We start from the raw sequence: 24,137 nt of genomic DNA, 5'->3' as shown, positions 1-24,137 counted from the left end.
CGCGCTCGCTGTCGCTGTCAGAGCGTGTGCGAGACGGTGACGTCTCCGGAGACCGTGCTGGCGTCGACGAAGAGCGTCGCGCCGGCCTCGGCCCGGGTGATCTGCGCCGTGCGGTTCTCCCCCGTGATCCGCTCGCCGTCGAAGGACGCCGTCCCGGTCACGGTGCGCGCCTTGAGGTCGATGCCCGTGCCGGGGGCGACCCGCACCGAGATGCGCCCGGAGACCGTCTTGGCGCTCACGTGCCCGGCGCTGCCGGCCAGCTCGAGGGCGACCTGGCCCGAGACGGTCTGCACGTCCGCCCGGGTGATCGTGCCCGCCACGTGCGCCGTGCCCGAGACCGTCCGGACGGTGACCGGACCCGTGTGCTGCGTGACGGCTGCCCGTCCGGAGGCCGTGGTCAGGGACAACGGACCGGTGAGGCTGACAGCCTCGGCCGAGCCGCTCGCCGTGGTGACGGTGACCGGGGCCTCGACGTCCTGCACGCTCACGTCGGAGCGCGCCGTGGTGACCTTGACCGTCGCGGCGCGCGGGACCCGCACGACCACGTCAGCGGTGTCCTTGCCCGAGAAGCTCTTGACCCTGTCGACCAGGCCCTCGACACCCGAGAAGTCGTAGGAGACCGAGAAGGTCTCCCCCTCCAGCCGGGCGACGACGGGACGGTCGGACAGCGCGAGGACGTCGAGCTCGACGTCGACCCTGTCGTGCGCCTCCACGCGGACCGAGCCGCCCGTCAGCGAGACGACCACGCGGGTCACGGGCCCGTCCCCGGCGCCGAAGGTCGGCTGCTCGCCGAAGGCTGCCGCAGCGTCGGCCGCGTTGGCCACCACAGAGGTCGTCAGGGTCCGCGGCTCCGCGATGACCCAGGTCTCGTTGCGCATGCACACACTCCTGTCGTCGGGGCGGTGCACGTCGGCTCGTCGGCTCTGCGCCCGGCCGGGTCCGTGCACCTCGTCGTCCCACCGTAGACGCCCTGGCTGGGCGTCACCAGAGACGTGCGCCCGACCCGGCGACGACGTGACCGCGCCAGACCTACCCTGCGGTGCTGAGGCCCTCGCGGTCGAGGAGGGTGAAGGGGCTCGACGGGAACACCTGCTCGGTGAGCGTCACCAGCCCACCCCCGACGTAGACCTCGACGACAGTCGCGTCGACCACCACGACGACGTCGACGACGTCGTCCGCCCCGACCGGCAGCGGTGCCCAGTCGACCGAGGGGAAGGCCGGGTGGAAGTCGACGGCACCGCTCTGCGTCCTGTCGCAGGTGATGCTGCGCTCGTCCCCGTCGACCGTGAGGACCAGCCGATCCGACCCGCCGTCGTCACCGGTGAGCACGAGGGCTGTCCGGTCCCCCGCGCCGCAGGGCACGGAGAGCTCGAAGACACCCGGCAGGACCTCCGCCGGAGGCAGGACGGGGTGCTGGCGCACCCGGTGACGCCCGTCCGCGCCCAGCACGAGGTCGACCTCCCGGACGAGGGACATCGCCGAGCGCCACGGAGCTGTCGGGGTGTCGTTGGCGTACTCCCAGTTGCTGGCCCACCCGACCATCAGGCGTCGACCGTCCGGGACGTGGTTGAAGGAGACCGCGGCGTAGTAGTCCCTTCCGTAGTCGAGCCAGTCGTGGTCGGCGGGCTCGGTCGAGGTCGACAGGCGCTCCGCGACGAAGGTCGTCCCGTCGAAGTCTCCGACGAAGTACTGCGAGCCTGATCCTCCGGCGATCCCGCCGGGGTTGAGGCTGACGACGAGCACCCAGCGGGTCTCGCCGGTCTCCTGCACGACGAGCGGGAAGAGGTCGGGGCACTCCCACACACCACCGGTCGCGTGCGCCGGGCCGAAGGCCGACGCGTAGGTCCACGAGAGGAGGTCGGGCGAGGTGTAGAGGACCGCACGCCTGTCGACGGCCTCGACGGCGACCATCACCCAGTGGCCCTCCCCCGGGCCGCCGTCGGCGCCGGCCTCTGCGCCGAACCAGAAGACCTTCGGGTCGCGGAACTCGGTCGACCCGATGTCCAGGACCGGGTTCCCCGCGTACCTGGTCCAGGTGGCTCCGGAGTCCACGCTGTAGGCCAGCGACTGCGACTGGATCCCCGGCGCACCGGCGCGAGGGCGGGCCGCACTGGTGTAGACCGCCACGAGGGCCGTCTCACCGGGCCCTGCGAGCCCGCTGGTGTTTTGGCTGTCGACGACGGCGCTGCCCGAGAAGGCCATCTCGTCGTCGGTCGCCCAGATCGCGACGTCCTGCTCCTGCCAGGTCACGAGGTCGGTCGAGGTCGCGTGCCCCCACGAGATCTCCCCCCAGGTCGACCCCTGCGGGTTGTTCTGGAAGAAGAGGTGATAGGTGCCGTCGTGGAACAGCAGACCGTTGGGGTCGTTGAGCCAGGTGTCGCGCGCCGTGAAGTGGGCGACGGGACGCAGCGAGGGGACTGTGCCCGTGGAGGGAGGGGGGAAGGTCACGGTGTGGCTCCTGAAGAGTCGAGGGGTCGTCGTGCTGCGAGGGGGCGGCCGGAGCCGGAGCGGGCGGTGCGCCCGCTCCGGCTCGGTGGTCAGGCGCCGCCCTGCTGGAAGCGGTCGTAGGCCTGCTGGTAGGTCGCGGTCACGTCGTCGACACCCATCGACTCGAGGGTCGAGACATAGCCGTCCCACTCGGCCCCGACGGTGCCCTCGACGATCCAGCTGGCGAACTTCTCCTTCACCAGGCTGTTGATGTCGGTCACGACGAAGGACGTCCGGTCGAGCTCGTCGGTCGAGAGCAGGACCGGGGGGTAGGCCTCGTTGGCCGCGTAGGGGGCGTAGTACTCCTCGACGAGGTCCTGGCGGACCTTGGCGCGCGGCTCGGGGGCCACGACGGTCTCGAAGTCCTCGGCCGTGGTGATCTTGGGGCCGCCGGGGGCGACCTTCTGGCGTCGCTCGCCCTCGGACTCGCCCTCGGCGGCAGGGATCTGGACCAGCATGCCGTCGGCATCCTCTTCGAGGGTCACGCCGAGCGGGCCCCAGCTGGCCTGCGCGGACATCACCGGGTCGTAGAGACGGTCGGCCCAGCGCATGGTCGCTGCCGGGTAGGCGTTGGCACGGGTGATCGCCATCGCCCCGCGGCTGATCTCCTGGTTGTTCGCCACGCTCGCCAGGCGCTCTCCGTCGACACCCTCGAGGACACCGAGCATCGCGTAGTCGCCGGCGCGGTCGTCGCCGACCATCTCCTCGAGCTCCCACCAGAAGAACGACCCGAGGACCGGGGTCTCGGCCTTGCCCTTGGACAGGTAGGCCACGTCGTCCTGCGAGAAGGACTCGGGGTCGATCAGACCCTGGGAGTACCACTCGGAGAGGCCTTCGATCCCGGCGCGGTACTCGTCCGTGCTCGCGGTGAACTGCACCTTCCCGTCCCGGACGATGCGGTGGTCGTTGTTCTCCGGCTGGCCGCCGAGGGCTGCGACGAGGTCGTGCGGGTTGGCGCAGAACGAGTCGGTCCTGAAGGACAGCGGGATCTCGTCGGCCTTGCCGTTGCCGTTCGGGTCCTGCGTCTTGAAGGCCTCGAGGGCCGCGTGGTACTCCTCGACGGTCGTCGGCATCGCCAGCCCGAGGGCGTCGAGCCAGGCCTTGTTGATGTACAGGAAGTTCGGGTACTGCAGGATCCCGAGCTCTTCGACCGAAGGGAGGGTGTAGATGTGCCCCTCGGAGTCGGTGAGCGCCGCCCGGATGTCGGGGCGCTCCTCGAGGATCGCAGAGAGCGTCGGGGCGTACTCCTCGATGAGGTCTTCGAGGGGCAGCAGCGTCCCGTTGCTGCCGTTCTGGACGATCTCGGCGTCGCTCAGACCCGTGTTGTAGAGGACGTCGGGCAGGCTGTCGCCTGCGAGCATGAGGTTCTTCTTCTCGGCGTAGACCTGCTCGGGGAGGTTGGTCCAGTCGATCGCGATGTTGGTGTCCTTCTCCCACTGCTGGACGAGCTCCATGTCGCCGTAGTCGGGGGCGAGGGCGGACTTCGTCCCGCCGAAGGTCAGCGTGATCTTCGTGTCGACGACCGGCAGCCCCTCGAGGTTGAGGCCGACGTCGGCCGACTGGTCGTCGACGGCTCCGCCACCCCCTCCTCCGCAGGCGGCCAGCAGCAGCGAGCCGGTGACGGTGAGCGTGGTGACTGTGGTGAAACGGCGGTGTCTCATGAGGGTCTTCCTGTCGGTTCGGCGCATCAGGGGGAGCATGGGCGGATCAGCTCTTCACAGCGCCGAGCAGGGCGCCCTTGGTGAAGTGCTTCTGCATGAACGGCAGCACGACCAGGAGAGGGATGCTCGAGATCACGATCATCCCGTACTTGATCAGCTCGCCGAGGCGTTGAGCAGCGGCGTAGGAGTCGAGCCCGGCGGTGCCTCCCGCGGAGGTCACCTCGGACTGGATGAGGACGTTCCTCAGCACCAGCTGCAAGGGGTACTTGCTCTCGTCGTCGAGGTAGATGAGGGCGTCGAAGAACGCGTTCCAGTTCGCCACGAGGTGGATCATGATCATGAGGAAGATCAGCGGCTTCGACAGCGCCAGGACGATCTGGAAGAAGAACCTGAAGTCGTTGGCACCGTCCAGCTGGGCGGCCTCGCGCAGCTCGCCGGGGACGTTGTTCTCGAAGAACGCCCGGGCGATGATGAGGTTCCACACCCCGACGGAACCAGGCAGCACCACGGCCCAGATCGTGTCGAGCATGCCGAGGTCGCGGACCACGAGGTACCGGGCGATGAGACCGCCGTCGATGAACATCGTGGCGATGAAGACCATCATGATCACCTTGCGGCCGAAGAGGTCCCTGCGGGACAGCGCGTAGGCGCCGCACAAGATGAGGACCACGCTGATCGTGGTGCCCAGGACCGTGTACAGGACCGAGTTGGCGAAGCCCCTCAGGATCGCCGGGTCGGCGAAGATCCGCTGGTACCCCTCGACCGTGAAGCCCTTCGGCCAGAGCCACACCTGACCGTTGAGGATCGCCGAGGGCTCGCTGAACGAGGCGATCACGATGAAGTAGAGCGGGTAGAGGATCACGGCGATCGCGACCAGCAGAGTGCCGATCGAGACGACGGTGAACGCGGGGTCGCCGAAGCGCTCCCTGAAGGACCGCAGGGGCGGCAGCCTGCGAGGCTGACGCGGCGGCGGGGTCGAGCCTGCATCGGTGGCAGGGCTCGTCGGAGAGATCGTGTGGGTCATGGCGTCATCACCAGAGGCTCGATTGGCCTGCGCGCCTGGCGATCCGGTTGAACGTCAGGAGCAGGACGAGGTTGATCAGGGAGTTGAACAGGCCGATCGCGGCCGAATAGCTGAACTGCGCCTGCTGCAGACCTGCCTTGTACACGTAGGTCTGGATCACCTCGGAGGTCGGCAGGTTGAGGTCGGTCTGCATGAGCAGGACCTTCTCGAACCCGAGGTTGAAGAGGTTGCCGATCGCCAGGATGAACAAGATCGTCACGACCGGGAGGATCCCGGGGATGTCGATGTGCCGGATCCGTTGCCACCTGTCGGCGCCGTCGACCCGGGCCGCCTCGTGCAGCGAGGGGTCGATCGCGGTGAGCGCGGCGAGGTAGACGATCATCGAGAAGCCGGCGTTCTGCCAGATGTCCGACCCGCTGTACAGGGGCCGGAACCAGTCGGGCGACCCCATGAAGAAGATCGGGTCCCCGCCGAGGGCGACGATCGCGTTGTTGACGATCCCCGACTGGGGCGAGAACAGCAGATGGATCATGCCGACGACCACGACGACCGAGATGAACGACGGCGAGTACAGGACCGTCTGCGTGAACTTCTTGAACCTGTCGCTCTGCAGCTGGTTGACGATCAGCGCGAGGATGATCGGCACCGGGAAGGCGATGAGCAGCCCGAGAGCGTTGACCGTGAGGGTGTTGGCCAGGAGCCTCTCGAACTGGAACGAGCTGATGAAGCGCTCGAAGTGCTCGAGACCGACCCACGGGCTCCCGGAGAAGCCGTCGGCCGGGTTGTAGTTGCGGAAGGCGATCTGGGCGCCGTACATCGGCCAGTACTTGAAGACGAGGACCGAGAGCAGCGCCGGGGCTAGTAATACGTATAACTGCCAGCTCCGCCGAGCACGCCTCAGCGTCTGCCGGAAGCCTGCGGGACGTCGCACCGGGCGCGTCTGCGCGCTCCGGGGTGGGGACTTCGTGGTCATGCGGGCACCTTTGCCTCGGTCACCGATCCACGAGAGATCAGCGAGCACTCGACGGGATGCGCACCGGCGGTGTCCGGAGCGCCAGAGAGAAGGATCTCGACGGCCGTGGTGGCCATCTGCTCGTACGGGAGCTCGAGCGTCGTGAGCCCCGGGTCGAGATAGGGGGCGACCATCTGGTGGTTGTCGAAACCGACGATCGAGCAGTCCTGCGGGGTCCTCAGACCGAGCCTCTCGAGGGCCCTGTAGGCACCCCAGGCTGTGCGGTCGTTCCCGCAGAAGATCGCTGTGGGACGGTCGGAGGCGGACATGAGCTCAGTGGTGAGCGCGAGCCCGTCCTCGACGATCCCAGTGCCGTAGCGGACCCAGTCCGGCCGCTCGGCGATCCCGGCCTCGTCGAGGGCTCGGCGGTAGCCGGCGAGACGTCCGATCCCCGCAGGCAGCGTGCTGTCCGGTGACTGGATGTTGATCATCGCGATCCGGGAGTGACCGGCCTCGACCAGGTGCCGGGTCGCCGTGTAGCCGCCGAGCTCTTCGTCAGGGAAGACGCTCGGGACCCGCCCGGCACTGTCCTGGGCGTTGACGACCACTGTCGGGACGCCGGCGAGCCCCTCGGGCACCTCGACCACCCTGTGGAACATCGAGGCGTAGACGACGCCCCGGACCCTGTAGGACAGCATCGTGTCGACGGCCGCAGCCTCGAGCCCAGGGTCGCCGAAGGTGTCGACCCCGAGGATCACGTTGCCGGTCTCCCAGGCCAAGAGCTGCGCACCCTTGAGGAGCTCTCCTGCGAAGGGCGAGCTCGCGACCTCGTCGGAGATGAAGCCGATCATCCCGGACTCGCCGCTGCGCAGGGACCTGGCGAAGGCGTTCGTGCTGTACCCGAGATCACGGACCGCACCCATGACACGGTCCCGGGTCGCGTCGGCGACCCTGCTCCCGCGCACATTGTTGAGGACGAGCGAGACAGTCGCCTGCGAGACACCTGCACGCTCCGCGACATCCTTCATCGTCACGGGCTGGGTACGTCGCACCATCGCTGCTCTCCATCGAGTCGGTTAATCGTATAACTGAAAGGTAGGGGCGGTCTGCGGGCGGTGTCAAGAGCCGTCTCGCGGCAGTCTGACGGAGGCGGTCGCGCAGGGCAGGCCGGGCGCGTCGACGCCGCGCACGCGGCGCTCGCCGGCCCCGGCCCGGCCCGCCCCTACCGCAGGGCGGCGACCTCAGCCGATCAGACCAGCACCGCGCAGCTCGACCGTGAGGTCCTGCGGGTTCGTCGCGACGGCGCACGCGTCCTCGTAGCTGACCACACCGTCGCGGACCAGGTCGAAGAGATGCTGGTCGAAGGTCTGCATCTTGTAGTAGCCGCCGTCGGCGATGAGGTCGAGCAGCGGCGGGTTGTTCGCAGGGTCGACGATCGCCTCGGCCGTGCGTCCCGTGTTGACCATGACCTCGCAGACCACCCGGCGCCCGGCGATGTCCGCCCGGCGCACGAGCCGCTGCGAGACGACCCCGCGCAGCGACTGCGACAGCGCGGCACGGACCTGCGTCTGCTCGTGCGGCGGGAAGAAGTCGACCACCCGGTTGACGGTCTCCTGCGCGTCGATGGTGTGCAGGGTCGACATGACGAGGTGCCCGGTCTCGGCCGCCGCGAGCGCAGCCCGCACGGTCTCGGAGTCGCGCATCTCGCCGACGAGGATCACGTCGGGGTCCTGGCGCATGGCCGCGCGCAGGGCCGAGCCGAAGTCGTTGGTGTCGTGGCGGACCTCCCGCTGGGAGATGATCGCCTTCTTGTCCTCGTGGAGCACCTCGATCGGGTCTTCGATCGAGATGATGTTGACCTCGCGGAGCGTGTTGATGAGGTCGACCATCGAGGCGAGGGTCGTCGTCTTGCCCGAGCCTGTCGGTCCGGTGACGAGGACGAGGCCTCGGGGTTCCAGGGCGAGCTCCCCGACGATCTCGGGCAGCCCGAGCTCGGAGAGCGACACCGTCCCCTCGGTCACACGGCGCAGCACGAGCCCGACGTGCCCGCGGGCCTGGTAGGCGTTCACGCGGAACCGGCCCACGCCGTCGAGCTGATAGGCGAAGTCCGCCTCGTGGTTGCGCTCGAAGTCGCTCAGGAAGGAGTCGGGGAGCACCTCGGCGAGCATCGACAGGGTGTCGGCGGGCTCGAGCGGGGCGACCTGCAGCTTGCGCAGCCGCCCGTCGACCCTGACGCGCGGCGAGGAGCCGACCTTGCAGTGCAGGTCGGAGGCTCCGGTGCTCGCGAGGGCGTGGAGCAGCGGGATGACGGACTGGCGCGTTTCGCTCACGTGCGATCCATCGGCAGGAGCGCAGCGAGACTTGAGGCACGAGGGCAGGTGACAGCCACCGCCACGCCCGGGTTCGAGGCACTGTCCTATGTGTGGGACCATAGAGACGAGGCTCGTGCGCTGTCGCGCGCGACCAACCAGTCCTTCGACGTCAGGGAGTAACCATGAGCAAGCGCGGACGCAAGCGTCGCAGCCGTAAGGGCAGCGCAGCGAATCACGGCAAGCGTCCCAACGCCTGATTCGTCGATACGTACACGAAGGGCCCCGTCGCAGCTGCGACGGGGCCCTTCGTGCGTCTGGGGGTGAGCGCCCGGATCCGGTGCTCCGGTACAGCCTGACGTGTCACGTGCGCACGTGACTCGGCCGAGGCACCGGCGGGCCTGCTCGCCCGGTGGTGCTCAGCCCTCGCTGAGCAGCGTGATCTGGGTGTGGATGCGCACGCGCAGGTGCTCGGGGGCCTGCTCGGTGCACGAGCGGCGGAGCAGGCGCTTGACCATCTCGTCGATGCCGAGCTCGGCGAGGCACGGAGAGCACTCGGCGACGTGCACGCGCATCTTCTCGGCGTCCGAGGTGGTCATCTCGGAGTCCAGGAACTCGAAGAGGTGCTTCATCACCTCGTCGCAGCTGTCGTCGTCTCTCACCGTTCCCCCTTCGTGCTCGTCGTCCCTGCCGTACGGTCTGCCCCTGCGAATCCCCGGTCGGCCGCGTAGTCCGTCAGCAGCGCGCGCAGCTGGCCACGCCCACGGTGCAGCCTCGACATCACTGTGCCGATCGGCGTGCCCATGATCTCGGCGATCTCCTTGTACGGGAAGCCCTCGACGTCCGCGAGGTACACCGCGATGCGACGGTCCTCCGGGATCTCCTGGAGGGCCCGCTTGACGTCCGAGTCCGGCAGCCTGTCGAGCGCCTCGGCCTCGGCCGACCGCAGACCCGTCGAGGTGTGCGACGCCGCCCGGGCGATCTGCCAGTCCTCGACGTCCTCGGCAGCAGACTGCTGGGGCTCGCGCTGCTTCTTGCGGTACGTGTTGATGAAGGTGTTGGTGAGGATCCTGTACAGCCAGGCCTTGAGGTTGGTGTCAGGCCTGTACTGGTGGAAGGCCGCGAAGGCCTTGGCGAAGGTCTCCTGGACCAGGTCCTCGGCGTCGCTCGGGTTGCGGGTCATCCGCAGCGCGGCGGAGTACAGCTGGTCGAGGTGCGCGAGCGCGTCACGCTCGAACCGTCGGGTCCGTTCGGCGTCGCCCTCGGCCTCGGGCGCGCGGTGGGTGTCTTCAGTCATCACGACCGAGCCTAGTCCCACAGGCACCCCGGTGCCTGCACGGGCAGCCCGGGTGGTCGTCGTCTCTTCCAGTACGCATGTCACGAGGGCGTCAACACGACTGCGGCCGCACGCATTCCCGGTCGCCTCTGCGACGCCCTCGCGCAGCGTCCGCCCACGTCCGGCGATAGAGTCGGAGCCAGACGGCGCCGACCCCGGCGCCAGCACCTGCGAGACCCCGCGGGACCTGCTGGACCAGCTGCTCCCGGCCGGGCACAGCGGGACCTGCCGGACCCTGGTCGTGAGGAGACCCACCGATGCTGCTGCGCAAGATCGCCCGACCCCTGCTGGCCACCTGGTTCGTGCACGACGGCCTCGACGCCCTCCGCCACCCTGCGGCGCACGCCGTGGCGGCGCGCGGTCCGGCCGACCAGGTCACCTCCCGGATCGGCCAGGCCCCGCTCACGGAGAACCAGCTCAAGACCGCTGTCCGCGTGCACGGCGCGCTCACCGTCGCCGCCGCCGTGTCGATGGCCACGGGTGCCGCACCGCGCCGCTCGGCCCTGTTCCTCGCCGCACTGACGGTCCCGGTCGCCCTCGCCGACCAGCCCTTCACCTCCGGCCCGGTCTCCCGCTCCGTGCGGACGGAGCGGTTCGTCCGCAGGCTCGGCGCCCTCGGCGCTGCGCTGCTCGCCGGCGTCGACACCGAGGGGCGTCCCGGCATGTCGTGGCGGATCGAGAACGCCCGCGACAAGCACGCTGCGATCAAGGCCGCCAAGGAGACCACGGCTGCGCGCGCAGCGCGGGTCGCGAAGGTGAGCAAGGCGGCGTCCTCCGCCAAGACGAAGGTCGTCGACGCGGTCACCCCTGACTGACCCCAGCTCTTCAGCCCCGTCCGCGGGGCCCTCGCACGCCACCGGGTGCCGAGACCGCTTCACGGTCTCGGCACCCGGTGCCATAACCTGGGGACCATGACGAGCACCCCCACGACGAGCCCCGCCGAGCACGCCGACCTCTGGGCTGCGCCGACCCTGGCAGCAGCCCCCGGCCGGCTCGACGCGACGGTCGAGGTCCCCGGCTCGAAGTCGCTCACCAACCGGTTCCTGGTGCTCGCCGCGCTCGCCGACGGCCCGGGCACCCTGCGCGGCGCGCTGCGCAGCCGCGACACCGACCTCATGGTCGCAGCGCTCCGCTCCCTCGGTGCGACCGTGGTCGAGGGCGAGAGCCCGAGCGAGTGGCACATCACCCCCGGCGCGGTCAGCGGGGACGTCACGGTCGACTGCGGGCTGGCCGGCACCGTCATGCGTTTCGTCCCGGCTGTCGCCGCGCTCTCCGGCGCCCGGGTGACCCTCGACGGCGACGAGGGCGCCAGGGTCCGTCCGATGGGACCGATCCTCGACGGGCTCCGCGGTCTCGGCGTGCGCGTCGACGACGGCGGGCGTGGGCTGCTCCCCTTCACCATCCACGGCACAGGCTCGGTCCGCGGCGGGTCGGTCGATGTCGACGCCTCCGCGTCGAGCCAGTTCGTCTCCGGTCTCCTGCTGGCCGCAGCGCGCTTCGAGCAGGGCCTCACGCTGCGCCACACGGGCACGACGCTGCCGAGCATCCCGCACATCGACATGACCGTCGAGCTGCTGCGCGAGGCCGGCGTGGTCGTCGACGACTCCCGACCGGCGATCTGGCAGGTCTCGCCGGGCCCAGTCGCAGCGCGCGACGTCAGGGTCGAGCCCGACCTCTCCAACGCCGGTCCCTTCCTCGCCGCAGCCCTCGTGGTCGGCGGCACGGTCCGCGTGCCGGGGTGGCCGGCGACCACCACCCAGCCCGGCGCGATGATGGCCGAGCTGCTGACCCGCATGGGCGGCTCCGCGCACCTCGAGGGCGACGTCCTGGCGGTCACCGGCACCGGCGAGGTCCGCGGGATCGACGTCGACCTGCACGCCGCGGGCGAGCTCGCCCCGACCATCGCCGCCCTCGCCGCGATCGCCGACTCCCCCAGCCGGCTGCGCGGCATCGCGCACCTGCGCGGGCACGAGACGGACCGTCTCGCGGCCCTCGCGACCGAGATCACCCGTCTCGGCGGGCAGGCCGAGCAGACGAGCGACGGTCTGGTCATCACCCCGCGCCCGCTGCACGGCGGGGTCTTCGAGACCTACCACGACCACCGCATGGCGACAGCGGGGGCGATCATCGGCCTGCGGGTGCCCGGGGTACAGGTCGAGAACGTCGGCACGACGGCCAAGACCCTCCCCGGTTTCACCGACCTGTGGTCCGGCATGCTCGCCGCACAGGGCGCGGGAGCCTGACCGCCGTGGGACGACGCCCGATCGACGAGTCCGACTTCCACAGCCGTCCGAGCAAGCGGGGCTCGCGCCCACGGACCAAGACGCGCCCCGAGCACGAGGACGCCGTCTCGGGCCTCGTCACCGGTGTCGACCGCGGCCGCTACACGCTCCTGCTCGACGAGGACCAGCCTGACGAGCACGTGATCTCGGCGATGAAAGCACGCGAGCTGACCCGGCAGCGTGTCGTCTGCGGCGACAGGGTCGACGTCGTGGGTGACACCTCCGGAGAAGAGGGCAGCCTCGCCCGCATCGTCCGGATCACCGAGCGCACCACGGTCCTGCGCCGCACAGCCGACGACACCGATCCCTACGAGCGCATCATCGTCGCGAACGCCGACCAGCTCGTCATCGTCACCGCCCTGGCCGATCCCGAGCCCCGCACCCGCATGATCGACCGCTGCGTGGTCGCCGCCTACGACGCCGGCATGGACGTCCTGCTCTGCCTGACCAAGGCCGATCTCGCCTCCCCCGACGCCCTGCGCTCCCTCTACGAGCCGATCGGTGTGTCCGTCGTGACGACCTTCCGCGGCGACGAGGGCGAGATCACGCCGCTCGACGCCGTCCGCGACGCGCTCTCGGGGCGGACCTCGGTGTTCGTCGGGCACTCGGGGGTCGGCAAGTCGACCCTCGTCAACGCCCTGGTCCCCGGTGCCATGCGCACGACAGGCGTCGTCAACGACGTCACCGGGCGCGGACGCCAGACCTCGACCTCGGCGGTCGCCCTGCGCCTGCCCGAGCACGACGGAGCCCGCGGCTGGGTCATCGACACCCCAGGTGTCCGCTCCTTCGGGTTGGCCCACGTGCAGATCGAGCACCTGCTCACGGCCTTCGACGACCTCGACGAGGTCGCCCAGGAGTGCCCGCGTGGCTGCACCCACCTCGAGGGCTCTCCCGACTGTGCGCTCGACGACTGGGTCACCGCTGCCGACGACGACGAGGTGCGGGCTGCCCGCGCTGCCCGGCTCGACTCCTTCCGCAGGCTGCTGGTCTCGCGCAGCTGACGTCTCGCGCAGGCACGAGCCGGTGCGCCGTCCGCTGGTGACCTCCTGCTGGTGGACGCGCGCCGCGGCGCAGCGCCGCGACCTCACGAGATACGGTGAGGGGCATGACCGCCCGCTCCCAGTACGACGACGACCTCAGGCTCGCGCTCGTGATCGCCGACCAGGTCGACGCGCAGACCATGTCACGCTTCAAGGCCCTCGACCTGCACGTCGAGTCGAAGCCCGACCACACGCCCGTCTCCGACGCCGACAAGAGCGCCGAGGAGATCATCCGTGGGCAGCTGGGCAGGTCACGCGGCCGTGACGCCGTGCTCGGCGAGGAGTTCGGGGCGACGGGCCACGGCGCGCGCCGGTGGATCATCGACCCTATCGACGGCACCAAGAACTTCGTGCGCGGGGTCCCCGTCTGGGCCACCCTCATCGCGCTGGCCGACGGCGACGACATCGTCATGGGTGTCGTCAGCGCCCCGGCGCTCGGGCGCCGCTGGTGGGCCGCTCGCGGGACCGGCGCGTGGACCGGCCGTTCGCTGTCCTCGGCCACCCGTCTGCGTGTCTCCGGCGTCAGCGACATCGCTGACGCGTCGATGTCGTACTCGAGCCTGAGCGGGTGGGAGGAGCGCGGTCGGCTGCCGCACTTCCTCGACCTCTCGCGCCAGGTGTGGCGCACCCGCGCCTACGGGGACTTCTGGTCCTACATGCTCGTCGCCGAGGGAGCCGTGGACATCGCCGTCGAGCCCGAGCTCGAGCTGTACGACATGGCGGCCCTCGTGCCGATCGTCACCGAGGCCGGTGGACGCTTCACCTCGCTCGCCGGTGTCGACGGGCCCTTCGGCGGCAACGCGGCTGTGACCAACGGGCACCTGCACGACCACGTGCTCTCGGCCGTGGGGTTCCAGACGCACTGAGACAGCTCAGCGCCGCAGCGCGACGGCGGCCCAGCGCCCGCCGCAGCCGCCCTGCGCCCGCCGCAGCCGCGCAGTGGCGGCGTCAGCGAGCAGCCCCCAGGAAGATCAGCGAGGGATCGAGGAGATCTCGGTCGCGTCGTACCAGAGCAGGTCGCGGTCGGCCAGACGCTCGATCGCGTCGTCGTCGCCCCCCATGACGGCCTGGATGTCGCTCGCGGCCTCGGGCTCGTCGACGTGCGCGCAGACGATGCGTATGCCCGTCAGTGGACCCTCGACCGTCACTGCGCTCGACGCGACGTCGTCGTCGTCGGCCGCCGGCTCGACGGGTCGGACCGAGGAGTCAGGGACGTCGACCGACACGACGGCGCGGAGCCACGGGACGGCAGGGTCGGCGGCGACGAGGACCAGGGAGTCGTCTGCTGCGGCGAGCTGGGCGACGTACTCGACCTCTTCCAGGTCGTCGACCCCCTCGGCGGCGAGCTCGGCCACGAGGGCCGGGGTCGCGGCGTGAGCCCCCCGCGTCTCGAGCGTCATGGTGGGGCCGGTGAGGGCGTCGATCTCGGCGAGCGTCACGGGGACGTAGAGGCGCATGGCTCTAGTGTGCCACCCGTGGCACACCGGGATACCGAGTCCACAGAGGCGACCTCCGGGTGATGTGGGCGACTTATCCACAGGATCCCGTTTGTCTGTACTTCGTCAACCTCGCATAGCTATACCTAGAGGACCGAGGACCCGGGCAGGAGTCGACGGAGCCGGACGTGCAGTCAGGCCCGAGCACTGGTCTCGGGCCCATCTGTCACCTACCGAAGGACCACCATGACTGCGCTGGCCCCTACAGCCCCCGCCGCCGACAGACAGGAGCTCCGTCGCACCGACACGGCATCTGTCAACCGAGAGAGCTCAACCGCTACGGTCTCGGCACGCCACGGGCTGCGGCACAGGGCCGCTCCGGCACCGGTGCGGCGCACACCTGCCCCACCAGGACGAGAACCCGCCGCCGACCCCGGCGACCCGACGGCGCTGTGCTGCGCCGTCGCCCACGCCGCGACCGAGGTCCTGAGGGGTGTGCGCCCTCTGGCACAGCTCGTGCGGTCGGTGTCCCCCGAGGTCTACGACCAGCTCGAGGCGCTCGCCCGTGTGCGGTCCGCCGCACGCGACCGCCGGGGCGCACCACCCACCCCGCAGTCCCGCTCCAGGGTCCGCAGGGCACGCGTGGTCCGGGTCGCGCCGGAGGCCGCCGAGGCCACCGTGATCATCGACGACGTCGACAGGGTCAGGGCCGCCGCCCTCCGTGTCGAGCTGCACCGCGGACGGTGGCGCGTCGTGGTGCTCGAGATCGGCTGACGCGACCGGCTGCAGCACGACCAGCGTCGCGCCAGCGCTCCAGCATCGCGCTGGCATCGAAGGTACCCAGAACGCAGAGAGGGCCCCACGGTTGCCGTGGGGCCCTCTCTGTCGTGTAGCCGTGCAGTCCTGCTCCGCTGTCAGGGGCAGCCCCTGCCGGCCGACGTCACTTCTTCTTCTTGGCCCGCCGACGCTCTTCGCGGTTGCCCGACCCGTCCTCGTCGTCGGTCGAGACCGTGCGCGTGGCGCCGCCCTCGCCGGTGACCACGGCACCGACGCCGTCTTCGCTCGGAGCCGTGTAGCTGAGCGGGACCTTGCGGTCGGGGCCATCCAGCCCCTTCGCCACGAGAACCTTCTCGGTGCCGTCCTCGTCGGGCTGGGCGACGACAGCACCAGCCGCTCCGAGAGCCTGGGCGGCAGCCGTGCCGGCAGCTGCCGCAGCACCTGCTGCCGTGACCGCCGGAGCGGTCTCGACCTTGACCTCGAGGTTGAACATGTAGCCGACGGACTCTTCCTTGATGGCCTCGGTCATGGCCTGGAACAGCAGGAAGCCCTCACGCTGGTACTCCACGAGCGGGTCGCGCTGGGCCATCGCGCGCAGACCGATGCCCTCCTTGAGGTAGTCCATCTCGTAGAGGTGCTCGCGCCACTTGCGGTCGAGGACCGAGAGCACGACACGACGCTCGAGCTGGCGCATGTTCGCCTCGCCGAGCTCGGTCTCGCGCGCCGTGTAGGCGTGCTCGGCGTCGGAGAGCACCTCTGTGAGGATGAGCTCGTGGGTGAGCGCGTCGACGCTCCCTGCCTGGGCGACGACCTCGTCGACCGTGATCGAGACCGGGTAGACGGCCTTGAGCGCGGTCCACAGGCCTTCGAGGTCCCACGAGTCGGGGTGACCTGTCGCGGTCGCACCCTCGACGTAGGCGGTGAGCACGTCCTTGATGAAGTGCTGGATCTGCTCTGCCATGTCTTCGCCCTCGAGCACACGACGACGCTCGTCGTAGATGACCGAGCGCTGGCGCGAGAGGACGTCGTCGTACTTGAGGACGTTCTTGCGGATTTCGAAGTTGCGGCTCTCGACCTGCCCCTGGGCCGAGGCGATGCCTCGGGTGACGATCTTGGACTCGAGCGGCATGTCGTCGGGGAACCGCTGCATCATCGAGTCGGCGAGCGCGCTGCCGAACAGGCGCATGAGGTCGTCCTGGGTCGACAGGTAGAAGCGGGACTCGCCCGGGTCTCCCTGACGGCCGGAGCGCCCACGCAGCTGGTTGTCGATACGACGCGACTCGTGGCGCTCGGTGCCCAGCACGTAGAGACCGCCGAGCTCGGCGACCTCGTCGTGCTCGTCGGCGACGGCCTTCTTCGCTGCCTCGAGGGCGTCGGGCCACGCGGCCTCGTACTCCTCCGGGGTCTCCGCGGCGTCGAGGCCCCGTGCCTTGAGGTCGGCGATGGCGAGGAACTCGGCGTTGCCGCCGAGCATGATGTCGGTGCCTCGACCGGCCATGTTGGTGGCGACGGTGACTGCGCCCTTGCGGCCGGCGAGGGCGACGATCGACGCCTCACGCTCGTGCTGCTTGGCGTTGAGGACCTCGTGCGGGACGCCCTGCTTCTTCAGCTTGGCGGCGAGCAGCTCGGACTTCTCGACGCTCGTCGTGCCGACCAGGACGGGCTGACCGGCCGCGTGACGCTCGACGATGTCTTCGACGACGGCGTCGAACTTCGCGTTCTCGCTCTTGTAGATGAGGTCGGGCTGGTCGATGCGCTGCATCGTGCGGTTCGTCGGGATGGGGACGACGCCGAGCTTGTAGGTGCCCTGGAACTCGGCAGCCTCGGTGTCGGCCGTACCTGTCATGCCGCCCAGCTTGCTGTACAGGCGGAAGTAGTTCTGCAGCGTGATGGTCGCGAGGGTCTGGTTCTCGGCCTTGATGGCCACGCCCTCTTTGGCCTCGATGGCCTGGTGCATGCCCTCGTTGTAACGACGGCCGGCCAGGATACGGCCGGTGTGCTCGTCGACGATGAGCACCTCGCCCTTGATGACGACGTAGTCCTTGTCGCGCTTGAACAGCTCCTTCGCCTTGATGGCGTTGTTGAGGAAGCCGATGAGCGGCGTGTTGAGGGACTCGTAGAGGTTGTCGATGCCGAGGTAGTCCTCGACCTTGGCGATCCCGGGCTCGAGCACGCCGACGGTGCGCTTCTTCTCGTCGACCTCGTAGTCCTCGTCGACGGTGAGGCGGCGCACGACCCGGGCGAACTCGCCGTACCACTTGTTGGCGTCGCCCGAGGAGGGGCCGGAGATGATGAGCGGGGTGCGGGCCTCGTCGATGAGGATCGAGTCGACCTCGTCGACGACGGCGAAGTTGTGGCCGCGCTGGACGAGGTCGTCGGTCGACCACGCCATGTTGTCGCGCAGGTAGTCGAAGCCGAACTCGTTGTTCGTGCCGTACGTGATGTCCTTCGCGTACTGCTCGCGGCGCTCTGCGGGCGTCTGCCCGGACAGGATGCAGCCTGTGCTGAGCCCGAGGAAGCGGAAGACACGTCCCATGAGCTCGCTCTGGTACTTGGCGAGGTAGTCGTTGACGGTCACGACGTGGACGCCGTCGCCCGACAGCGCGTTGAGGTACGCGGGGAGCGTGGCGACGAGGGTCTTGCCCTCACCGGTCTTCATCTCAGCGATGTTGCCGAGGTGGAGCGCCGCACCGCCCATGAGCTGGACGTCGAAGTGGCGCTGCCCGAGGGTCCGACGGGAGGCCTCGCGGACGGCGGCGAAGGCCTCCGGGAGGAGCTCGTCGAGGGTCGCGCCCTGGGCGATCCGCTCCTTGAAGCGGTCGGTCTCCTCGCGCAGCTCTTCGTCGGTGAGCGCCTCGAAGCTGTCTTCGAGGGCGTTCACCTGGTTGGCGAGCCCTGAGAGCTTCTTGACGATGCGCCCCTCGCCGAAACGTAGGACCTTATCGAGGATCGCAGCCACGCAGTACTCCCGGTTCGAGTTCACAGCTCTCCCGCCGAGCCGAGCGGCTCAGAGGGCATACAACTCTCATCGTATGCGAGACCGGACCGGTCTCGACACACCTCTGCCGGGCGATGTCGGAGCCGACCTGGGAGGTCGTGGTGGTGGGCGCCGGGTCGTGGTGGTGGACGCCGGGTCGTGGTGGTGGACGCCGGGTCGGGTCGCCGGGTCGGGTCGTGGGTCGCCGGGTCAAGTGGTGGACGCCGGGTCGGGTGGGGCGACGCACGTGAGACAGGGGTACTGGGGGGCAGAGTCTGACTCTGCTCCCCCGGCACCCTCCGACCGTCGCACGACGCCCGGCCCCCTCCCCGATCAGGCCGGGTGGGGCGCGTCGCCCTTCCCGCTGCTGGACTGCTCGGTGCTGCCCGTAGTGCCACCAGACGGGACCTCCGGGGATGTCGCGGCATCCGCTCCCGTCTCACCAGCGGCCGCCTGGTCGTCGTCCTGGTCGCCGCCCTCGTCGTCGACCGCCGTGTGCTCGCCACGGAACTGCGTCATGTAGAGGCGGTAGTACGCACCCCGACGCTCGAGCAGCTGGTCGTGCGAACCGGTCTCGACGATCCGGCCGTCTTCCATCACGAGGATGGTGTCGGCGTCGCGGATGGTCGAGAGCCTGTGCGCGATGACGAAGGACGTCCGGTCGGTCCGCAGCGCAGCCATGGCGTGCTGGACGAGCAGCTCGGTGCGGGTGTCGACCGACGACGTCGCCTCGTCGAGGATGAGCAGCGACGGGTTGGCGATGAAGGCCCGTGCGATGGTCAGCAGCTGACGCTCGCCGGCCGAGACGCTTCCACCGTCTGCGTCGAGCACGGTGTCGTAGCCGTCGGGGAGCTGCCGGACGAACCTGTCGACCATCGTCGCCTGGGCTGCGGCCACGACCTCGTCGTCTGTCGCGTCGAGACGCCCGTAGCGGATGTTCTCGCGGATGGTGCCCTCGAAGAGCCAGGCGTCCTGGAGGACCATGCCGACCTGGGACCGCAGCTCGCCACGGCTCAGGGTCGTGATGTCGACCCCGTCGAGCAGGATCCGCCCGCCCGTGAGCTCGTAGAACCGCATGATGAGGTTGACCAGGGTGGTCTTGCCCGCACCCGTCGGTCCGACGATCGCGACGGTGTGCCCGGGCTCCGCCGAGAACGACAGGTGCTCGATGAGCGGGACCTCGGGGTCGTAGCTGAACGAGACGTCCTCCAGCTGGACGAGCCCCTCGGTCCGCTCGGGGAGCGTCGCCGTGGCCTGCTCGGGCTCCTGCTCGTCGGCGTCGAGCAGCTCGAAGGTCCGCTCGGCCGAGGCCACACCGGACTGCAGCATGTTCGCCATCCCGGCGATCTGGCCGAGCGGCTGGGAGAACTCGCGGGAGTACTGGATGAAGGCCGTCGCGTCGCCGAGGGTGATCTGACCCGAGGCGACCCGCAGGCCTCCGACCACGGCGATGAGCACGTAGGAGAGATACGAGACGAAGGTCATCGCGGGCATGATCATGCCCGAGACGAACTGGGCTCCGAACGACGCCTCGTACAGCTTCTCGTTGCGGACGTCGAACTCTTCGAGCATCTCCTCGTCGCGACCGAAGCTGCGGACGAGCTCGAGCCCGGAGTACGTCTCCTCGACGTGACCGTTGACGGCCCCGGTGTTCTTCCACTGCGCGGCGAAGAGCTTCTGCGAGCGTGAGCCGATCACCCCGGCGATGACGCCGGAGAGCGGCAGCGCGATGAGGGCGATGAGCGCGAGCTGCCACGACACGATGAACATCATCGCGGTGATGCCCAGGACCGTGAGGACCGACTGGACCAGCTGGGAGAAGGCCTGCTGGAGCGCGGCCTGGATGTTGTCGACGTCGTTGGTCACGCGGGACATGAGGTCACCACGCTGCCGGGTGTCGAAGTAGCTGAGCGGGAGCCTGTTGATCTTCTCCTCGATGTCCTGGCGCAGCCTGTAGACCACCCGCATGACGAGGCCGTTGAGGATGAACCCCTGGGCCCAGCTGAGGAACGACGCGACGACGTACAGGCCGAGGACCACGAGGATGAGCTGGCCGAGCCTGTCGAAGTCGATGCCCTGGCCGGGCACGATGTCGGCGTTGGAGAGGAGGTCGGCGAACTGGTCGTTCCCCTCCGCGCGTGCGCCGGCGACGACCTCCTCGAGCGGCACGCCCTCGGGCAGCCTGGAGCCGAGCACCCCGTTGAAGATCGTGTCCATCGCACGGCCGAGGATCCTCGGCGCGATGACGGTGAGGACCACCGAGACCACGACGAGCGCGACCACGACAGACATGCGCACCCGCTCGGGGGCCAGGAGCCCGACGAGCCGCTTGGCGGAGGGCCAGAAGTGCTGGGCCTTCTTGGCGGGGGCACCGCCGAACATGTCCCCGTCCATCTCGGTGGGGACGTACTCGGGCTCGAGGTCGTCGACCTCGTCGACCACCACTGTCGAGCCGGGCTGGTGGTCGCCTGCGGCGACGTCCTTCGTCTTCTTGCGCGCCATCATCACGCCACCCCCTCCACGCTCAGCTGTGACTCGACGATCTCGCGGTATGTCTCGTTGCTCTCGAGGAGCTCGTCGTGGGTCCCTCGACCGACGACAGCGCCCCCGTCCATGACGAGGATCTGGTCGGCCGACCGGATCGTCGAGACACGCTGGGCCACGATGATCACCGTCGCGCCCGCCGTGGCCTCGCCGAGACCTTCGCGGAGCCTGGCGTCGGTCGCGACGTCGAGGGCCGAGAAGGAGTCGTCGAAGAGGTACACGCGAGGCCGTGCGACGAGGGCTCGGGCGATGCAGAGCCGCTGACGCTGGCCGCCGGAGACGTTCGTGCCGCCCTGGGACACCCGCTCGTCGAGGCCGTGCGTCTTCTCCCGCACGAAGTCAGCCCCCTGGGCGACCCGCAGAGCCTCCCAGAGCTCGGCGTCTGTCGCCTCGGGGCGGCCGAACCTCAGGTTCGAGCCGATCGTCCCCGAGAAGAGGTAGGGCTTCTGCGGGATCAGCCCGACCACGCTGGCCATCTCGTGACGCCCGAGATCGCTGACCGAGACCCCGTCGATCGCGACGCTGCCCTGCTGGGGGTCGTACTGGCGCGAGACGAGGCTGAGCAGCGTGGTCTTGCCGGCGCCTGTCGACCCGATGATCGCGGTCGTCTGGCCCGGCTCGGCGACAAAGCTGACCCCGTCGAGCACGGGACGCTCGGCGCCCGGGTACCCGAAGGTGACGTCGCGGAACTCGACCCGGCCTGCGGTCGGGACCGTCGCAGCAGTCGTGCGCGGCACCGTCAGGCTGGTCTTGGTCCGCAGGACCTCGTCGATGCGCTCGGCGCAGACGACGGCGCGCGGCACCATCATCACCATGAACACGCCCATCATCACGGCCATGAGGATCTGCAGGAGGTACTGCAGGAACGCGGTCAGCGAGCCGATCTGCATCTCGCCCGCGTCGACCCGGTGACCTCCGAACCACAGCACCGCGGCCGTAGCCAGGTGCAGGATCATCATGATGATCGGGAACATCAGCACGAACACGTTGCCGACCTTGACCGACACCGTGGTGATCGCCATGTTCGCGCGCTCGTAGCGCTCCGACTCGAAGGGCTCCCGGACGAAGGCACGGACGACGCGGATGCCGGTGATCTGCTCGCGCAGCACACCGTTGATCCCGTCGATACGGTCCTGCATCAGCCGGAACAGGGGCAGGAGCAGGTAGACGAGGAAGCTGACGACGATCAGCAAGAACGGGACCGAGACCCACAGCAGCCACGACAGACCGACGTCCTCGCGGAGCGCCATGATGATCCCGCCGATGCACATGATCGGCGTCGACACCATGAAGTTCAGCGTCATGAGCACGAGCATCTGCACCTGCTGCACGTCGTTCGTGCTCCGGGTGATGAGCGTCGCGGTGCCAAAACCGTTGATCTCGAGAGCGCTCAGCGAGTCGACCTTGCGGAAGATCTCCCGGCGCAGGTCGCGACCGACGGCCATGGCGGTCTTGGCGCCGAAGTACACACCGCCGATCGCGGTGAGCACCTGGACGAGGCACACCACGAGCATGGTGATGCCCGTGGACCAGATGAAGTCGGTGTCTCCGGTCGAGACGCCCTTGTCGATGATCTGGGCGTTGAGGCTGGGGAGGTAGAGAGCAGCGATGGTCGAGACCAGCTGCAAGATGAACACCCCCACGATCCACGCGGAGTATGGCTTCGCGTGGCGCAAGGTAAGAGCGACGAGTGTCACGGGACTTCCTTCGAGCAGTCGAGCAGACAGGGGAAGGGACAGGTCGACGCCTGTGGAGGCAGGTGCGACGGCACGGACCGGAGAGGTCCGACGACGGTGCGGTCCAGAGCTGGACGACCGGGGGCGAGCACGTCCGCACAGATCATGCCCGACATGAGCGAAATTCTGCTACTTCATTCTTGCTCTCCTCCGGACGGGGCGGCCGAGTCGTCAAGGGGTGCCGAGTCGCCCAGGAGCACCGAGCGGTCGAGGTGCCCCGAGAGCTCGCCCGCGAGGTCGCCGGCCCGCTCCACCTCGACGTGGTCGAGCCCGAGCCACCGGGCGAGGACGCGGAGCTCTTGGGCGAGCGCAGCCGGGGTGCGGTCGGTGACCTCGGGGTCGCGGTGGGCCGAGAGCACCCTGAGGACACCTGCGCGCCTGTCCGCCTTGAGGTCGACCCGTGCGGTGATCGACTCTCCCTCGAGGAAGGGCAGCACGTAGTAGCCGTGGACCCTGCGGGGCGCCGGGACGTAGATCTCGATGCGGTAGTGCGTGCCGAAGAGCTCGGCGAGTCGCCTCCTCTCGAAGACGAGGGGGTCGAAGGGGCTCAGCAGCGTCTGCGCGACGGCCCGGCGCGGAGTGGTCGCGTCCCGGTGGCGGAAGGCGGGGCGGTCCCACCCGTCGACGACCACGGGCTCGAGTGCGCCCTCCTCGACGAGCTCGGCGAGAGCGTCCCGCGGGGCCGCACCCTTGAGCCGGAAGTAGTCGGAGAAGCAGCGCAGCGTGCCGACCCCGTGCGCCCTCGCACCGATCTCGACCAGCCCACGGATGCACTCGGCGTCCGCGGGCACAGGTGCCGCCAGGACGTCCGCGGGGAGCACCCGCTCGACGAGGTCGTACCTCCGCTCGAAGCTGGCGGTCCGCCCCGCCGAGGTGATCTCTCCTGTGAAGAACAACAGCTCGAGCGCACGCTTGGCCACGCTCCACCGCCAGCCCCAGCCGTCCTCGGGCCGGTCAGAGGCCGAACCGAGGTGCCGCTCGACCTCGGTGGCCGTCAGCGGGCCGTGCTCGGCGACGATCTGGCGGATCGCCTCGACCTCGGCGCTGTGGGTGGCCTCGGTCGCACTGATGCTCCCCCAGGCCTGGTCCCGGTATCTGCGTCGTCGCCACTCGAGCAGCCTGTAGGTGGCGGGCGGGACGAAGGACGCCTCGTGCGCCCAGTACTCCACGAGCCGTCGCGGCGCGCGACCGGCGGCACGGTCGAGCAGCGCGGTGTCGTACGGGCCCAGCCGCGAGTACACGGGGACCAGGTGCGCCCGGGCGAGCACGTTGACCGAGTCGATCTGCAGGAGCCCCATCCGGCCCACGGCCTTGTGGAACCGTGCCGCCGAGACCGGCCCGGACGGCCGCTCCCCTGCCAGCCCCTGCGCGGCGAGCGCGGTCCGGCGCGCGGCAGACAGGGACATCCGACGGGCGGCACGCGGTGCTGGAGAGACCATGGGCTGAGTGTGGCCTGCGCCACCGACATCCGTCGAGGTCAGGTCGCGCCCCTCACCTGTGCCCGCGCACGCCGACGGCGCGACCTCTGCTGAGGTCGCGCCGTCGTCGTGCTGTCCTGCTGGTCACCGCCGCAGGT

Annotated in this window: 20 protein-coding genes; 6 read left to right on the top strand and 14 right to left on the bottom strand. The window is 69.6% G+C overall.

Annotated features, from left to right (window positions below; genetic code table 11):
• Positions 1-17 precede the first annotated feature (17 nt).
• The 7 genes from ASG53_RS18725 to ASG53_RS18695 form a co-directional block, all read right to left on the bottom strand.
• Positions 18-878: a DUF4097 family beta strand repeat-containing protein gene (locus tag ASG53_RS18725; RefSeq protein ID WP_056136888.1), complete on the bottom strand. Its 861-nt coding sequence runs from the start codon at positions 876-878 to the stop codon at positions 18-20.
• 151 nt (positions 879-1,029) lie between these two features.
• Positions 1,030-2,448, bottom strand: coding sequence for a glycoside hydrolase family 32 protein (locus ASG53_RS18720; protein ID WP_056136885.1), 1,419 nt, complete (start codon positions 2,446-2,448; stop codon positions 1,030-1,032).
• 89 nt (positions 2,449-2,537) lie between these two features.
• On the bottom strand, positions 2,538-4,148 hold the full coding sequence (locus tag ASG53_RS18715; protein ID WP_056137167.1) for an ABC transporter substrate-binding protein: 1,611 nt from the start codon (positions 4,146-4,148) through the stop codon (positions 2,538-2,540).
• A 46-nt stretch (positions 4,149-4,194) separates the two neighbouring features.
• Positions 4,195-5,172, bottom strand: coding sequence for a carbohydrate ABC transporter permease (locus ASG53_RS18710; RefSeq protein WP_082544227.1), 978 nt, complete (start codon positions 5,170-5,172; stop codon positions 4,195-4,197).
• Between the two features lie 7 nt (positions 5,173-5,179).
• A complete protein-coding gene (locus ASG53_RS18705; RefSeq protein WP_056136883.1) occupies positions 5,180-6,145 on the bottom strand; it encodes an ABC transporter permease in 966 nt (321 codons plus the stop codon).
• Positions 6,142-7,179 carry a LacI family DNA-binding transcriptional regulator gene (locus ASG53_RS18700; protein WP_156382894.1) on the bottom strand — a complete coding sequence of 346 codons (1,038 nt, stop codon included), beginning with the start codon at positions 7,177-7,179 and terminating at the stop codon, positions 6,142-6,144. The genes ASG53_RS18705 and ASG53_RS18700 overlap by 4 nt, the downstream gene beginning before the upstream one ends.
• A 186-nt stretch (positions 7,180-7,365) precedes the next feature.
• On the bottom strand, positions 7,366-8,454 hold the full coding sequence (locus ASG53_RS18695) for a type IV pilus twitching motility protein PilT (RefSeq protein ID WP_056136880.1): 1,089 nt from the start codon (positions 8,452-8,454) through the stop codon (positions 7,366-7,368).
• A gap of 164 nt (positions 8,455-8,618) precedes the next feature.
• Here ASG53_RS18695 and ASG53_RS20690 point away from each other — a divergent pair, with 164 nt between their 5' ends.
• Complete coding sequence (locus ASG53_RS20690) at positions 8,619-8,693, top strand: 50S ribosomal protein bL37 (RefSeq protein WP_156968370.1); 75 nt, start codon at positions 8,619-8,621, stop codon at positions 8,691-8,693.
• 159 nt (positions 8,694-8,852) lie between these two features.
• Here the strand turns inward: ASG53_RS20690 and rsrA are convergent, their stop codons facing one another.
• Both rsrA and ASG53_RS18685 read right to left on the bottom strand, forming a co-directional pair.
• Positions 8,853-9,095, bottom strand: coding sequence for a mycothiol system anti-sigma-R factor (gene rsrA / locus ASG53_RS18690; protein ID WP_082544226.1), 243 nt, complete (start codon positions 9,093-9,095; stop codon positions 8,853-8,855).
• Positions 9,092-9,802: a sigma-70 family RNA polymerase sigma factor gene (locus ASG53_RS18685; RefSeq protein WP_306526180.1), complete on the bottom strand. Its 711-nt coding sequence runs from the start codon at positions 9,800-9,802 to the stop codon at positions 9,092-9,094. The genes rsrA and ASG53_RS18685 overlap by 4 nt, the downstream gene beginning before the upstream one ends.
• Before the next feature lie 224 nt (positions 9,803-10,026).
• Between ASG53_RS18685 and ASG53_RS18680 the strand changes: the two genes are divergently transcribed.
• From ASG53_RS18680 to hisN, 4 genes are all read left to right on the top strand, one after another.
• The gene (locus ASG53_RS18680; RefSeq protein ID WP_056136879.1) at positions 10,027-10,584 is read left to right on the top strand and encodes a DoxX family membrane protein; all 558 of its coding nucleotides are present in this window, start codon (positions 10,027-10,029) and stop codon (positions 10,582-10,584) included.
• 96 nt (positions 10,585-10,680) lie between these two features.
• Positions 10,681-12,012 (top strand): 3-phosphoshikimate 1-carboxyvinyltransferase, encoded by a 1,332-nt coding sequence (aroA, locus tag ASG53_RS18675; protein WP_056136877.1) that lies wholly within the window; start codon positions 10,681-10,683, stop codon positions 12,010-12,012.
• Between the two features lie 5 nt (positions 12,013-12,017).
• A complete protein-coding gene (gene rsgA, locus ASG53_RS18670) occupies positions 12,018-13,052 on the top strand; it encodes a ribosome small subunit-dependent GTPase A (RefSeq protein ID WP_056137156.1) in 1,035 nt (344 codons plus the stop codon).
• Between the two features lie 104 nt (positions 13,053-13,156).
• Entirely contained in the window at positions 13,157-13,957 is an 801-nt protein-coding gene (gene hisN / locus ASG53_RS18665) for a histidinol-phosphatase (protein ID WP_056136875.1), read from the top strand.
• Positions 13,958-14,062: 105 nt separating this feature from the next.
• On the opposite strand, the gene ASG53_RS18660 is transcribed toward hisN, so the two are convergent.
• Positions 14,063-14,548, bottom strand: a complete 486-nt coding sequence (locus ASG53_RS18660) for a DUF6912 family protein (protein ID WP_056136872.1) — start codon at positions 14,546-14,548, stop codon at positions 14,063-14,065.
• A gap of 225 nt (positions 14,549-14,773) precedes the next feature.
• On the opposite strand from ASG53_RS18660, the gene ASG53_RS20480 reads away from it, so the two are divergent.
• Complete coding sequence (locus ASG53_RS20480) at positions 14,774-15,301, top strand: Rv3235 family protein (protein WP_056136870.1); 528 nt, start codon at positions 14,774-14,776, stop codon at positions 15,299-15,301.
• Positions 15,302-15,467: 166 nt separating this feature from the next.
• Here ASG53_RS20480 and secA read toward each other — a convergent pair whose 3' ends face one another.
• The 4 genes from secA to ASG53_RS18635 form a co-directional block, all read right to left on the bottom strand.
• Complete coding sequence (secA, locus tag ASG53_RS18650) at positions 15,468-18,263, bottom strand: preprotein translocase subunit SecA (RefSeq protein WP_056136868.1); 2,796 nt, start codon at positions 18,261-18,263, stop codon at positions 15,468-15,470.
• Between the two features lie 351 nt (positions 18,264-18,614).
• Positions 18,615-20,786: an ABC transporter ATP-binding protein gene (locus ASG53_RS18645; protein WP_082544225.1), complete on the bottom strand. Its 2,172-nt coding sequence runs from the start codon at positions 20,784-20,786 to the stop codon at positions 18,615-18,617.
• Entirely contained in the window at positions 20,786-22,522 is a 1,737-nt protein-coding gene (locus ASG53_RS18640; protein ID WP_056136866.1) for an ABC transporter ATP-binding protein, read from the bottom strand. The genes ASG53_RS18645 and ASG53_RS18640 overlap by 1 nt, the downstream gene beginning before the upstream one ends.
• A gap of 173 nt (positions 22,523-22,695) precedes the next feature.
• Entirely contained in the window at positions 22,696-24,000 is a 1,305-nt protein-coding gene (locus ASG53_RS18635; RefSeq protein ID WP_056136864.1) for a winged helix-turn-helix domain-containing protein, read from the bottom strand.
• Between the last annotated feature and the right edge of the window lie 137 nt (positions 24,001-24,137).

Source organism: Sanguibacter sp. Leaf3, from assembly GCF_001425965.1.
Lineage (GTDB): Bacteria > Actinomycetota > Actinomycetes > Actinomycetales > Cellulomonadaceae > Sanguibacter > Sanguibacter inulinus.
The sequence above is the reverse complement of the archived record's forward strand: the minus strand, read 5'-3'. Positions and strand labels throughout refer to the sequence as shown.

Excerpts from the sequence above, each read along its gene's own strand:
- ASG53_RS18725 (WP_056136888.1), bottom strand. The coding sequence starts at position 878 with ATGCGCAACGAGACCTGGGTCATCGCGGAGCCGCGGACCCTGACGACC.
- ASG53_RS18715 (WP_056137167.1), bottom strand. The coding sequence starts at position 4,148 with ATGAGACACCGCCGTTTCACCACAGTCACCACGCTCACCGTCACCGGC.
- ASG53_RS18710 (WP_082544227.1), bottom strand. The coding sequence starts at position 5,172 with ATGACCCACACGATCTCTCCGACGAGCCCTGCCACCGATGCAGGCTCG.
- ASG53_RS18705 (WP_056136883.1), bottom strand. The coding sequence starts at position 6,145 with ATGACCACGAAGTCCCCACCCCGGAGCGCGCAGACGCGCCCGGTGCGA.
- ASG53_RS18700 (WP_156382894.1), bottom strand. The coding sequence starts at position 7,179 with ATGGTGCGACGTACCCAGCCCGTGACGATGAAGGATGTCGCGGAGCGT.
- ASG53_RS18680 (WP_056136879.1), top strand. The coding sequence starts at position 10,027 with ATGCTGCTGCGCAAGATCGCCCGACCCCTGCTGGCCACCTGGTTCGTG.
- aroA (WP_056136877.1), top strand. The coding sequence starts at position 10,681 with ATGACGAGCACCCCCACGACGAGCCCCGCCGAGCACGCCGACCTCTGG.
- hisN (WP_056136875.1), top strand. The coding sequence starts at position 13,157 with ATGACCGCCCGCTCCCAGTACGACGACGACCTCAGGCTCGCGCTCGTG.
- ASG53_RS18660 (WP_056136872.1), bottom strand. The coding sequence starts at position 14,548 with ATGCGCCTCTACGTCCCCGTGACGCTCGCCGAGATCGACGCCCTCACC.
- ASG53_RS20480 (WP_056136870.1), top strand. The coding sequence starts at position 14,774 with ATGACTGCGCTGGCCCCTACAGCCCCCGCCGCCGACAGACAGGAGCTC.
- ASG53_RS18645 (WP_082544225.1), bottom strand. The coding sequence starts at position 20,786 with ATGATGGCGCGCAAGAAGACGAAGGACGTCGCCGCAGGCGACCACCAG.
- ASG53_RS18635 (WP_056136864.1), bottom strand. The coding sequence starts at position 24,000 with ATGGTCTCTCCAGCACCGCGTGCCGCCCGTCGGATGTCCCTGTCTGCC.